The sequence below is a fragment of the Pseudochelatococcus sp. B33 genome, from assembly GCF_053570585.1.
Genome location: NZ_JBSEFH010000008.1, coordinates 125,506 through 137,421 on the forward strand (window position 1 = coordinate 125,506; position 11,916 = coordinate 137,421).

The window sequence follows — 11,916 nt, forward strand, 5'->3', positions numbered from 1 at the left end:
GACCATGCTGCTCATCCGCTGTCCCTATTGCCAGGCAGAGCTCCCGGAGCTCGAATTCACCTATGCCGGCGAGGCCCATATCGTGCGCCCGGCCGATCCCTCGAAGCTGACGGACGAGGAGTGGCGCGACCACCTCTTCATCCGCACCAACGCACGCGGCATCCACTACGAGCGCTGGCGCCACCAGCACGGCTGTGGCCGGTTCTTCAACGCGGTGCGCGACACCGTCAGCGACAGGTTCGTCCTGACCTACAAGGCCGGCCTGCCCCGTCCGAGCGAGGCCGAAATCGAGGAGGCGCGCGCATGACCGGCTACCGCATCTCCCGCAAGGGTCGCGTCGACTACGACAAGCCGGTGCATTTCACCTTCGACGGCACCCGTTACAGCGGCTTCGAGGGCGACACCCTCGCCTCGGCGCTGCTCGCCAACGGCGTGCATCTGGTGGGCCGGTCCTTCAAGTATCACCGCCCCCGCGGCATCCTGTCGGCCGGTTCCGAGGAACCGAACGCGCTGGTGGGCACCGATCGGGGACCGGGCCGCTTCGAGCCCAACACAAGGGCAACGGTGATCGAGATCTTCAACGGCCTCACCGCGACGAGCCAGAACCGCTGGCCGTCGCTGAAGCGGGACGTCGGCGCGGTCAATGACGCGCTCTACATGCTGTTCTCGGCCGGCTTCTACTACAAGACCTTCATGTGGCCAAGGTCGTTCTGGAACAAGGTCTACGAGCCGCTGATCCGCGGCGCGGCCGGCCTCGGCCAATCGCCGACCGAGCCCGATCCGGATACCTACGCCAGCCGCTTCGCCCATTGCGACGTCCTCGTTGTCGGCGCCGGCCCGGCGGGTCTTGCCGCGGCGCTCGCGGCCGGCCGCAGCGGCGCCAAGGTGATCCTCGCCGACGAGCAGGCCGAGCCCGGCGGCTCGCTGCTGTCTGAGACGGACGCCCGCATCGACGGCTGCTCCGGCTGGGACTGGCTCAAGGGCGCCACGGACGAGCTCGCCTCGCTGAAGAATGTCACCGTGCTGCCGCGCACCACGGCGATCGGCTACTACCATCAGAACTTCGTCGGCCTCGCCCAGCGGCTGACCGACCACCTGCCCTCCCCGCCGGAGGGCGCGCCGCGCGAGCGGCTGTGGAAGGTGCGGGCGAAGCAGGTGGTGCTGGCGCAGGGCGCCATCGAGAAGCCGCTCGTGTTCGACGGCAACGACCGTCCGGGCATCCTGCTGGCGGGTGCGGCGCGCACCTATCTCAACCGCTACGGCGTCAAGGTCGGCCATGCCCCGGTCGTCGCCACGTCCCATGACAGCGCATGGCTCGCGGCCTTCGACCTCGCCGAGGCCGGCGCGAGGGTGGCCGCCGTCGTCGATGTCAGGCCCAACGTCTCGGAACGTCTGACGTCGCGCGCGGCCGCTCTCGGCATCGAGGTGCTGAAGGGCTGGACCATCACGGGCACGGGCGGACGGCTGCGCGTCGCCTCCGTGCGCGTCAATCCCGTCAGCGGCGGCAAGGTCGGCCCCGCCCGGACTATCCCTTGCGACGCCCTTCTGATGAGCGGCGGATGGACGCCCAGCGTGCATCTCTTCTCGCACACCCGAGGCAAGCTCGACTGGCACGAGGACGCACAGGCGTTCCTGCCCGGCGAGCCTGCGGAGGCGAGCCGCATCGCGGGCGCGGGCAACGGCAGCTTCGGCCTTGCGGCAGCGCTTGCGGAAGGCGCCGAGGCAGGCGCGGCCGCAGCAACCGACGCCGGCTTCGGCGCAACGGCGACGGCCTACACGGTGGACGGAGAGATCCCCCTCTCGGGAACGAGCCACCGCGAACTGCCGACCGACAGGGATGCGGCGCGGGCCAAGGCCTTCGTCGATTTCCAGAACGACGTCACCGCCAAGGACATCCGGCTTGCGGTGCGCGAGGGCTTCAAGTCCATCGAGCACGTCAAGCGGTACACGACGAACGGCATGGCGACGGATCAGGGCAAGACGTCGAACATCAACGGCCTCGCCATCGCGGCGGACGCGGTCAGGCGGCCGGCCCCTGCTGTGGGGCTCACCACCTTCCGCCCGCCCTACACGCCGACGACCTTCGGCGCCTTCATCGGCTACAATCGCGGCCCCCTGTTCGAGGTGACGCGCAAGACGCCGATCGACGGATGGGCCGAGGAGAACGGCGCCGTGTTCGAGCCGGTGTCGCTGTGGCGCCGTGCGTGGTACTTCCCGAAGAACGGCGAGGACATGCACGCCGCCGTGGCGCGCGAATGCAAGGCCGTACGTGAATCGCTCGGCATCTTCGACGCCTCGACCCTCGGCAAGATCGAGATCGTGGGTCCCGATGCGGCCGAATTCCTCAACCGCATGTACACCAATCCGTGGACGAAGCTCGCCCCCGGCCGCTCCCGCTACGGCGTGCTCCTGGGCGAGGACGGGTTCATCCGCGACGACGGCGTGATCGGGCGCTTCAGCACCGACCGCTTCCACGTCACCACCACCACCGGGGGTGCTGCCCGGGTGCTCGCCATGATGGAGGACTACCTCCAGACCGAGTGGCCGGACCTCAAGGTGTGGCTGACTTCCACCACCGAGCAATGGGCGACCATCGCTGTCAACGGTCCGAACGCGCGCCGGCTCATCGCGCCGTTTATCGAAGGGGTCGACCTCTCCGAGGAGGCCTTCCCGCACATGTCGGTGGCGGAAGGGCGCATTCTCGGCGTGCCGACCCGCCTCTTCCGCATGAGCTTCACCGGCGAACGCGGATACGAGATCAACGTGCCGGCCCGCTACGGCCGGGCGGTGTGGGAAAAGCTCTATCAGGAAGGACAGCCCTACGGCATCACGCCCTACGGCACCGAGACCATGCACGTCCTGCGCGCCGAGAAGGGCTACATCATCGTCGGCCAGGATACGGACGGCACCCTGACGCCGGACGATGCGGGGCTTGGCTGGGCGATTGGCAAGGCGAAGCCCGACTTCGTCGGCAAGCGCTCGCTGACGCGCCCTGACATGCTGAACAAGGACCGGAAGCAACTCGTCGGCCTGCTGACCAAGGAACCGCGCACCGTGCTGGAGGAAGGCGCCCAGATCGTGCTCGATCCGGGCCAGCCGGTGCCGATGAAGATGGTCGGCCACGTCACCTCCTCGTACTGGAGCGCGTCGCTCGACCGCTCGATCGCCCTTGCCGTGGTCGAGGCGGGCCGCTCGCGCGAGGGAGAGACCGTCTACATCCCGATGCCCGACCGCGCCATCCCGGCCGTCATCACCGGAACGGTCTCCGTCGATCCCGAGAACAAGCGGCTAAGTGCGTAGGAGTACGACCATGATCCCCCAACACCACCCACTGATTGGCCGCGAAATCTCCATCCGCAAGGCCATCCCCCTCGTCATCCGGGCCGCCCCCGACAACACCCGCTTCAGCCTCAGGATCGATCCGCTCGATGTCGCGAAGGCCTCGGCGGCGTTCGGCCTCGATCTGCCGACGACCATCGGAGATGTCGCGACGGCCGGCGGCAAGATCGCCGTGTCCATCGGCCCGGACGAATGGCACCTCATTGCCCCGCTCGTCGCCCAGGAGGCCATCGAGAATGCCTTCGCCGAACTCTACGCGCAGGTACCCCACAGCCTCGTCGATATCGGCCATCGCGAGGTCGGGATCGATATCGAGGGCGCCGATGCCGTGCTGGTACTGCAATCGGCGATTGCCTTCGACGTCGGACAGATGCCGTTCCCGAGCGGCCGGCGCACCATCTTCGACAGGGCGCAGATCGTCCTCGTGCGCGAGGCGGATCACCGCTTCCGGATCGAGGTCTGGCGCTCGTTCGCGGATCACGTCTGGGGTCTCCTCCAGGCGGCGAGCCGTGAAATCCAGCTCGATATCTGATGACCTTTCAAAGGGAAGAAAACATGTCGCATGTCAATTTGTCCGCCCCGCTCGGCGACACCGCGATCGCGGACGCCATCGGGCGTGAGCTCGATCGTCAGAAGAACCAGATCGAGCTGATCGCGTCCGAGAACATCGTCTCCGTCGATGTGCTCAAGGCGCAAGGCTCCGTGCTGACCAACAAATATGCCGAGGGCTACCCCGGCCGGCGCTACTACGGCGGTTGCGAATTCGTCGACGAGGTCGAGACCATCGCCATCGACCGGGCGAAGGCGCTGTTCGGCGCCGCCTTCGCCAATGTCCAGCCGCATTCGGGCGCCCAGGCGAACCAGGCCGTGTTCCTCGCCCTGCTCCAGCCCGGCGACCGCATCATGGGCCTGTCGCTGGCCCACGGCGGCCACCTGACCCACGGTTCGCCGGTGACCATGTCCGGCAAATGGTTCGACGTGGTCAGCTACGAGGTGCGCGAGTCCGACCAGCTGATCGACTACGACAACCTGCGCGAGCGCGCGCTGGAGACGAAGCCGAAGCTGATCGTCGCCGGCGCCTCGGCCTATCCCCGCGCCATCGACTTCGCCGCCTTTCGGCAAGTGGCCGATGAGGTCGGCGCCTATCTCATGGTCGACATGGCCCATTACGCGGGCCTCGTCGCGGCGGGCCTCTATCCCGATCCGCTGCCGCACGCCCATGTCGTGACCTCGACCACCCACAAGACCCTGCGCGGCCCGCGCGGCGGCATGATCCTCACCAATGACGAGGCGCTGGCCAAGAAGATCAATTCCGCCGTGTTCCCGGGCAACCAGGGCGGCCCGCTGATGCACGTCATCGCGGCGAAGGCCGTCGCCTTCGGCGAGGCCCTACAGCCGGAGTTCAAGGCCTATGCCGCGCAGGTCCTCGCCAATGCGCGGGCGCTCAGCGATACGCTGATCGAGGGCGGGCTCGATATCGTCTCGGGCGGGACGGACAGCCACATCGTGCTGGTCGACCTGCGCCCCAAGGGCGTCAAGGGCCGCGACGCCGAGCATGCACTGGAGCGCGCGGGCCTCACCTGCAACAAGAATGCAATCCCCTTCGATCCGGAAAAGCCGGCCGTCACCTCCGGCGTGCGGCTCGGGACATCGGCCGGCACGACGCGCGGCTTCGACGAGGCGGCCTTCCGCAAGGTCGGAGAGCTGATCCTCAGGGTGATCGATGCGCTGGCGGAAAAGGGGCCGGAAGGCGATGCGGCAGTCGAGCAGGAAGTGCTCGCCGAAGTACGGGAACTGTGCCGCCGTTTCCCCGTCTATGCCTGATCGCAGGCCGGAACCGCGCCGGCGGAGCCCTACCTTCGCCGGTCACAGCCTGAAGAGCCCCGTAGACAGACGAGGCGCGGCATGTTCCTCAGCGTGTTCGATGTCTTCAAGATCGGCATAGGCCCATCCTCGTCACACACGATGGGCCCAATGACAGCCGCCGTGCGCTTTCTCGACCTGCTGCGGCAATCGCCGCACGGCCAGCGGGTCAGGCAGCTTCGGGCGACGCTGCGCGGCTCGCTCGCCTTCACGGGCCGGGGCCACGCCACGGACCGGGCGGTGGCCCTCGGGCTGCTCGGCTACCTGCCCGCCGATCTCGACCCGGACCGGGCGGAGCGCGAACTCGCGGCGCTGCGCGAAACCCATGTGCTGCAGCCGGCGGGACTGCCAGCACTTGCGTTCGATCCCGCGGTCGACATCGTCTTCGACTTCGGCCCGCCCCTGCCCGGCCACGCCAACGGGCTCATCTTCTCGGCGCTTTCCGATGACGATGCCGTGGTCGTTACCGAGACATACTATTCGATCGGCGGGGGCTTCGTCGTCACCGCCGCCGAACGCGAGGCGCCGCAGGCGGCGGCATCTCTCGACACCGTCGCGTGGCCCTATCCGTTCGAGAACGCCGCCGCGATGCTGCGCATGGCGCGCGAGAGCGGCCTGTCGATCGCGGCCATGAAGCGCGCGAACGAAATCGCCGTCCGATCCGCTGACGACGTTGAGCACGGGATCGCCGGTATCTGGTCGGTGATGAACGGCTGCATCGAGCGCGGTCTCACGCAGGAGGGCGAGTTGCCCGGCGGGCTTCGGGTGCGCCGCAGGGCAAGGAAGATCCACCAGCAGCTTCTCGCCGAACGGCTGGCCAACACCAGCCAGCCGCATGCAGCCTCCGACTGGCTCAGCGTCTACGCCATGGCCGTCAACGAGGAGAATGCCGCCGGCGGCAAGGTGGTGACGGCGCCGACCAACGGCGCGGCCGGCGTCGTGCCGGCGGTGCTGCGCTACTATCTCGACCATTGCGCCGGCGCCGAGCCCGGCAAGGTCCCCGATTTCCTGCTCACCGCCGCGGCAATCGGCGGGTTGATCAAGCACAACGCCTCGATATCCGGAGCCGAAGCGGGATGCCAGGGCGAGGTCGGCTCGGCCGCCGCCATGGCCGCGGCCGGCTTGTGCGCCGTGCTCGGTGGCACTCCCGAGCAGGTGGAGAACGCGGCCGAAATCGCTCTGGAGCATCATCTGGGCATGACATGCGATCCCGTGGCCGGGCTCGTTCAGGTGCCGTGCATCGAGCGCAACGGCATCGGCGCCACCAAGGCAGTCGCCGCCGCCTCGCTTGCCCTGCGTGGCGACGGCTCTCACTTCATGCCGCTCGACAACTGCATCGAAGCGATGCGCCAGACAGGCGAGGAGATGAACGAGAAATTCAAGGAAACAAGCCTGGGGGGTCTCGCGGTAAACCTTCCGGAATGCTGAGAGAAATGCGAGGTATGGAGGGGTTGCAGCGCCAGCAGACCCCCTGAAAATCACTGCCCGACCGGATGGAACCGTCATGCTGTCAGCCTGGCGGTGCCGCTGCCGGTCGTGGTTCTCGATTCCAGTTCGCCTTTCATCCCCGAAATCCTGTCGCGTCCGTTCTATCTCGACGGCCCACGCGCGAGATATTGTCAAACTTGGCCGGCTTGGCGACACGCACCCTCGCCCGCTCGGCGACCGCCTCAGCAGTCCGCCTTCCCCAGCTCCGCATTTCGGGGAGCACCTTACCTGGCAGCGGCGACGGCCTCCTCGCTGACGACTATGATGGTCGGCGAATGGCCGGTATCTTCAAGGAAACGCACCAGATCCCGGCTTGCGATAGTGATGGTGGCCGTGTTCTCGAGCGGGTGGCAGTTGACGAGGTTCTCCTGCATCAGAAGGGCGTCGAGCACCACCTTCACGCGTCCCCGCCGGTCGTTGATGGCGCCAAAGGCCGTGACTTGGCCTGATATCGGGCAGCCCCCGCCCCTCCGGCCTCGACGCCGAGCAGCCCCAGCACCTCGTCGCGCAGGGCGACGAATTCGGGGCTCGAACGGTCCTCGCGCGCCGCCGGCGGCACGGGCAGCGCGGCCGCGATCCGCCCCGGACGGGGATGCAGGACCACGATCCGGTGGCCGAGATAGACCGCCTCGTCGACATCGTGGGTGACCAGAATCGCCGTGCTGCCCTCGTGGGCGACGATGCGCTTCAACTCGTCCTGCAGGCGCAGGCGGGTCAGGGCGTCGAGCGCCCCCAGAGGCTCGTCGAGCAGCAGGAACCGCGGCCGGTTGACGAGCGCCCGCGCGATGGCGACGCGCTGCGCCATGCCGCCCGAGAGCTGGCCGGGATAGGCTGTGGCAAAAGCCGACAGGCCGACGAGTTCGAGGTGCTCGCGGATCGCCTCCTGCTTCTCGGCCTTGCTCAGCCCGCTGTAGAGCAGCGCCGTCGCGACGTTGCCCTCGGCGGTGAGCCATGGCAGCAGCCGGTGCTCCTGAAACACGATGGCGCGGTCGGGTCCGGGTCCCGAAACGGTCTTGCCGTTGACGCGCACGTCGCCGTCATAGTCGCGGTCAAGCCCCAGGATGAGCCGCAGCAGCGTGGACTTGCCGCACCCGGAAGCGCCGACGATGGTGATGAACTCGCCGGCATCCACCGTCAGGTTGATGGACGAGAGCACGTGCACGTCGTTGTCACGGACGTGAAACGTCTTGTCGAGGTTGCGGATATCGAGCGCGTGGACACCGTTGCCGCCGTCCGCTGCCAGATGATCCACTGCCAGGTGAGAGGAAGCCGGATTGCTCATCGTGAATTCCACCGCAGGAAGATGGCCTCGATCCGCTCCGCCAGCGTGTTGTAGAACAGACCGACGAGACCGAACAGGATGATGGCCAGGAACAGGAGATCGATCTCGAAAAGCTGGCTGCCCTCGGAGAGGCGGCCGCCGAGACCGGGTGCGATGTTGAGGAACAGCTCCGAGCCTACCGTGGCGAGCCACGCATAGATCAGCGCCGCGTGAAAACCCGTGAAGATCATCGGCAGCGCATTGGGAATGGCCACCAGCCGCACATAGTCCCAACGGGTGAAGGAGAGCGCTTCCGACAGTTCCCTGTAGGTCTTCGGCACGAGGGTGAGCCCCCGCCAGGTGTTGACCACCACGGGCTGGAACGCGGCGACCGAGATGAAGGCGATCTTGCCCACGTCCGCGCCGCCGAACCACACCGACAGCAGCGGCACCCACGCGAACAGCGCCGTCTGGCGCTGGGCGAGTACCGTGGGGCCGACGACCTTCGCGAACCAGCCCGAAACGCCGAGCAGCGCACCGAGCGCCAGCCCGATGAAGGAACCGATGGCAAAGCCGATGATGTTGCGCCGCAGGGTCTCGGCGAGGTCGTAGAGGATGGTGCCGGAATGGATCTCGAACCAGAAGCGGTTCACCACGTCGACGGGAGAGGGCAGGAACTTCTCCCGCACCCAGTTGAACTCATGCGCAGCAAACCATATCGCGACGATGCCGGCGAACGATATCACCGGCCGCCAGTCCAGCGCGCGCAGTTTCCGGCCGAGCGCCCGAAACGGGCGCGAGGCGGCCGCAGTGCCCCGCGGCGGGGTGATGCTCTCAACGCTCATCGCCCACCTCCGTCTTCCAGGGTTGGCCGAGGTTCTCGATCCACCGCAGGGCGATGCTGAGCATGAGGCCGATCACGCCGATGACGATCATCGAGACGATGACGAGTTCGAGCTGGAAGAGCTGCCGGCCCCAGACCATCAGATAGCCGAGCCCCTCGAACGAGGCGAACAGCTCGACCAGCACCAGCGTCTGCCAGGCGTTGGCGAGGCCCTCGCGCAGGCCGGTGAAGATGGAGGGCAGCGAGGCCGGCAGCACGATGAGCCGCAGCCTGTCCAAGGTGCGGAAGTTGAACGCCGCTCCCAGTTCCTGCAGCGCGGGAGAAACGTTCTCTATGCCGCGCGCCGTGCCCAGGATGATGGGAATGGAGGATGACCACGCGATGATGAGATACTTCAACTCCTCATCGATGCCGACGAAGAGCGCCAGCAGCGGCATCCACGCCAGCACGTTGACCCGCGCGACCGCCTGCACCGGTGGATAGAAATAGGCCCTGAACGTCCGGGAAAGGCCGGATGCCGCACCGAAGATCAAGCCGAACAACGCGCCGAAGGCGAGGCCGATGGCGACCCGCTCCAGACTGGCGAGGGTGTGCGCCCACAGGGAACCGTCCTGCAGCAGTTCATTGAGGCTGTCCCATATCACGACGGGCGCGGGCAGGATCTGTGCCGGCAGCCAGCCGGCCTCGGAGGAAATCCACCACAGCGCCAGCAGGGCGAGCGGAAACGACAGGCCCCAAAGAACGGTCTTCACGACGGCCAGCCTGTCCGGGGAAAGGAGGGCACCGGCCCTGCCCCTTCGCGCGGAGGAACGCCCTGATGCGGTCAATGTCTGGGAAATGGTCATCACTGCCTCGGTCTCTTCAATGAAAGGGCCGCTGCTGCGGGAACGCCGGTCTGCCGGAACGGTCGCGTTCTCCCCGCCCGGAAGCGGGGAGAACGCAGCCGGCGTTTCTTCCCCGGCGGATCAGTTGGTCTTTTCCGCGTCGATGGAGCCGCGCCTGGTGATCTCGCCCTTCGCGTCGCGCTCGGACCAGAAGCCTTCCAGGTTCAGGTCCTTGAGAGCCTGCTGCAGGAAGCTCCTGTCGAACCAGTTGTCGATGTCGGGATCGCCCTTGAGCAGGCCGTATTCCTTCGCGGCTTCCGCCTGCTCCTGGTAGCGGGCGACCACGTAGTCATCAATCAGCGGGTTGACGATGTGCGACAGGCGCACGCCCCTGAAGTCCTCCTCGAAAGTTTCCTTGGGCAGTCCGGACAGCGCCCAGGCGTCGAAGGCCTCTTCGCGGTTCTCGTCGAGCGAGATGGTGTGCGCCCCCTTGATGAAGGTGTTCACGACCCGCTGGGTCAGCTCGGGATGCTCCGTCGCGAACTTCGTGGTGACGAGATAGGACGAGTTGCGGCCGAGCGTCGGGTTGTCGCCCTTGGTGGTGTAGACGATCTTCACCACGCCCTTCTGGGCCAGCGGGATATACTCCTGACCGCCGAAGACGGCATCGACGTTGCCCGAGGTGACCGCCGCGACGGCGGCGTTGGAGTCGAGGCTGACGAAGCGCACGTCCTTTTCGCTCAGGCCATGCAGGGCGAGGATCCTGTCGGTCGCGTTCTGCAGGTTCGTACCCTTGAAGAGCGCGACCTTCTTGCCCTTGACGTCCTCCACCGACCTGATGTCGCTCTCGGGCGGTACGGCGAGGTAGATCGGGTTGTTGCGGCCGGTGGCGAAGATGAACTTGTGATCGAGCCCCCGCGCGCGGCCGACGATCGCCGGCAGATCGCCGAGATGGAAGAAGTCGAGTTGACCGGCGGCGACCGCCTCGTTCAGCGCCGGCCCGGCGCCCCGGAAGTGGGTCCACTCGATCTTGACGTCCTTGTCGTTCTCGAATTCCTTTTCGATCAGCTCGCGGGCGCGGGCATAGGTCGTCGCGTCACCGAACGCGTAGGGGCGGTTCTCCGTGCCGACCCCGGGATGGCCGAAACGAATGACCGTCTCGGCCGCCGCAGCTCCGCCGAGCAGCACGACCGCGGCCAGCGCCGATACGAAATGCTTCAGTTTCATGATCGTATCCTTTCGCTAGGACGGGGTGCCTTACGCGGTCTTGCCGCCTTCGACGGATTCGAGACGGGGCTTGGCGTACCGGGAGCGCGTAACGCTCGTGCGCCCGTCGACGCCGACCGGCACGTCGCCGTCGACGGTGACCCGACGCACGACCCGCTCCTTGTTGCCGTAGTCGTTGACGGCGTAATGCTGCGTCGCCCGGTTGTCCCAGATGGCGACGTCATTCGCCCGCCAGCGCCAGCGCACGACATTCTCGGGCGCCGTGATGTGGCTCTGGAACAGTTCATAGAGCCGCGCGCTGTCAGCCTTGTTCTGGCCGACGAACCGCTGCACGAAATTGCCCAGCAGCAGCGTGCGCTCGCCCGTTTCCGGGTGGACGCGCACCACGGGATGCTCGGTCTCGTAGATGGTGCTGGTGAAATGGTTCTCGTACTGCTTGTGGTCGTCGTCGCTCGCGTGGGGGCGCACGGCGGCATAGTCGTAGGCGTTGCTGTGCACGGCCCAGAGGCTGTCCGCGAGCTGGCGCAGCTCCGGCGACAGATGCTCGTAGGCCGCGACCGTGTTCGACCACACCGTGTCGCCGCCGAAGTCGGGGACCACGACGCCACGCAGGATCGAGATCTTCGGATAGGCGTCGACGAAGGTCACGTCCGTATGCCACTGGTCGGCGCGCCCGCCGCCCTGGCCCGAAGCGCGCTCGCCCGTGCGGTTGGCGTCGAGTTCGAGCACAGACGAGGTGCCCGCGACGGAGCCGACGGTGGGATGCGGCACGAGCTCGCCGAAAAGCTTGCCGAACGCTTCCTGCTTCGCGTCATCGAGATGATCCTGATCGCGGAAGAACAGCACCTTGTACTGCAGCAGCAGGCGGTTGATGTCGGCGAACAGGTCCGCCGGCAGGTCGCCCGAAAGCCTGACGTTGGCGATCTCGGCGCCGATGCGGCCCGACAGCGGCCGGATGTCGGCTTCCGGGATCACGGACCCAGCGGCCGGAGAGGCGGGAATGGCTGATGCGCTCATAGACTGACTCCGTATTGCTTCGTGTCTCAGAGGTGACGGATGACGAAACGCGC

11 protein-coding genes are annotated in these 11,916 nt (G+C 67.0%); 5 read left to right on the forward strand and 6 right to left on the reverse strand.

The features are described 5' to 3' along the window. Positions 1 to 4: 4 nt before the first annotated feature. From ACUSIJ_RS10780 to ACUSIJ_RS10800, 5 genes are all read left to right on the forward strand, one after another. Positions 5 to 307 carry a sarcosine oxidase subunit delta gene (locus tag ACUSIJ_RS10780; protein ID WP_449308393.1) on the forward strand — a complete coding sequence of 101 codons (303 nt, stop codon included), beginning with the start codon at positions 5 to 7 and terminating at the stop codon, positions 305 to 307. Next, positions 304 to 3,300, forward strand: a complete 2,997-nt coding sequence (locus ACUSIJ_RS10785; protein WP_449308394.1) for a sarcosine oxidase subunit alpha — start codon at positions 304 to 306, stop codon at positions 3,298 to 3,300. The genes ACUSIJ_RS10780 and ACUSIJ_RS10785 overlap by 4 nt, the downstream gene beginning before the upstream one ends. 10 nt (positions 3,301 to 3,310) lie before the next feature. Beyond that, a complete protein-coding gene (locus ACUSIJ_RS10790) occupies positions 3,311 to 3,871 on the forward strand; it encodes a sarcosine oxidase subunit gamma (protein ID WP_449308395.1) in 561 nt (186 codons plus the stop codon). Positions 3,872 to 3,894: 23 nt separating this feature from the next. Further along, positions 3,895 to 5,163 carry a serine hydroxymethyltransferase gene (glyA, locus tag ACUSIJ_RS10795; protein WP_449308396.1) on the forward strand — a complete coding sequence of 423 codons (1,269 nt, stop codon included), beginning with the start codon at positions 3,895 to 3,897 and terminating at the stop codon, positions 5,161 to 5,163. 81 nt (positions 5,164 to 5,244) lie between these two features. Continuing rightward, on the forward strand, positions 5,245 to 6,630 hold the full coding sequence (locus ACUSIJ_RS10800) for an L-serine ammonia-lyase (protein WP_449308397.1): 1,386 nt from the start codon (positions 5,245 to 5,247) through the stop codon (positions 6,628 to 6,630). 284 nt (positions 6,631 to 6,914) lie between these two features. On the opposite strand, the gene ACUSIJ_RS10805 is transcribed toward ACUSIJ_RS10800, so the two are convergent. The 6 genes from ACUSIJ_RS10805 to ACUSIJ_RS10830 all read right to left on the reverse strand — a co-directional run bounded on the left by ACUSIJ_RS10805 (position 6,915) and on the right by ACUSIJ_RS10830 (position 11,863). Continuing rightward, a complete protein-coding gene (locus tag ACUSIJ_RS10805) occupies positions 6,915 to 7,091 on the reverse strand; it encodes a hypothetical protein (protein ID WP_449308398.1) in 177 nt (58 codons plus the stop codon). Next, complete coding sequence (locus ACUSIJ_RS10810) at positions 7,088 to 7,972, reverse strand: ABC transporter ATP-binding protein (protein ID WP_449308399.1); 885 nt, start codon at positions 7,970 to 7,972, stop codon at positions 7,088 to 7,090. Before ACUSIJ_RS10810 ends, ACUSIJ_RS10805 begins: the two co-directional genes overlap by 4 nt. Next, entirely contained in the window at positions 7,969 to 8,796 is an 828-nt protein-coding gene (locus ACUSIJ_RS10815) for an ABC transporter permease (RefSeq protein ID WP_449308400.1), read from the reverse strand. Before ACUSIJ_RS10815 ends, ACUSIJ_RS10810 begins: the two co-directional genes overlap by 4 nt. Beyond that, entirely contained in the window at positions 8,786 to 9,547 is a 762-nt protein-coding gene (locus ACUSIJ_RS10820; protein WP_449308401.1) for an ABC transporter permease, read from the reverse strand. Before ACUSIJ_RS10820 ends, ACUSIJ_RS10815 begins: the two co-directional genes overlap by 11 nt. A gap of 213 nt (positions 9,548 to 9,760) precedes the next feature. Further along, complete coding sequence (locus ACUSIJ_RS10825) at positions 9,761 to 10,846, reverse strand: ABC transporter substrate-binding protein (protein ID WP_449308402.1); 1,086 nt, start codon at positions 10,844 to 10,846, stop codon at positions 9,761 to 9,763. A gap of 30 nt (positions 10,847 to 10,876) precedes the next feature. Next, positions 10,877 to 11,863 carry a TauD/TfdA dioxygenase family protein gene (locus ACUSIJ_RS10830; RefSeq protein ID WP_449308403.1) on the reverse strand — a complete coding sequence of 329 codons (987 nt, stop codon included), beginning with the start codon at positions 11,861 to 11,863 and terminating at the stop codon, positions 10,877 to 10,879. Between the last annotated feature and the right edge of the window lie 53 nt (positions 11,864 to 11,916).

Bases quoted from the DNA above. Each gene is read 5' to 3' on its own strand.
- ACUSIJ_RS10780 (WP_449308393.1), top strand. From the start codon at position 5: ATGCTGCTCATCCGCTGTCCCTATTGCCAGGCAGAGCTCCCGGAGCTC.
- ACUSIJ_RS10785 (WP_449308394.1), top strand. From the start codon at position 304: ATGACCGGCTACCGCATCTCCCGCAAGGGTCGCGTCGACTACGACAAG.
- ACUSIJ_RS10790 (WP_449308395.1), top strand. From the start codon at position 3,311: ATGATCCCCCAACACCACCCACTGATTGGCCGCGAAATCTCCATCCGC.
- glyA (WP_449308396.1), top strand. From the start codon at position 3,895: ATGTCGCATGTCAATTTGTCCGCCCCGCTCGGCGACACCGCGATCGCG.
- ACUSIJ_RS10800 (WP_449308397.1), top strand. From the start codon at position 5,245: ATGTTCCTCAGCGTGTTCGATGTCTTCAAGATCGGCATAGGCCCATCC.
- ACUSIJ_RS10810 (WP_449308399.1), bottom strand. From the start codon at position 7,972: ATGAGCAATCCGGCTTCCTCTCACCTGGCAGTGGATCATCTGGCAGCG.
- ACUSIJ_RS10815 (WP_449308400.1), bottom strand. From the start codon at position 8,796: ATGAGCGTTGAGAGCATCACCCCGCCGCGGGGCACTGCGGCCGCCTCG.
- ACUSIJ_RS10825 (WP_449308402.1), bottom strand. From the start codon at position 10,846: ATGAAACTGAAGCATTTCGTATCGGCGCTGGCCGCGGTCGTGCTGCTC.
- ACUSIJ_RS10830 (WP_449308403.1), bottom strand. From the start codon at position 11,863: ATGAGCGCATCAGCCATTCCCGCCTCTCCGGCCGCTGGGTCCGTGATC.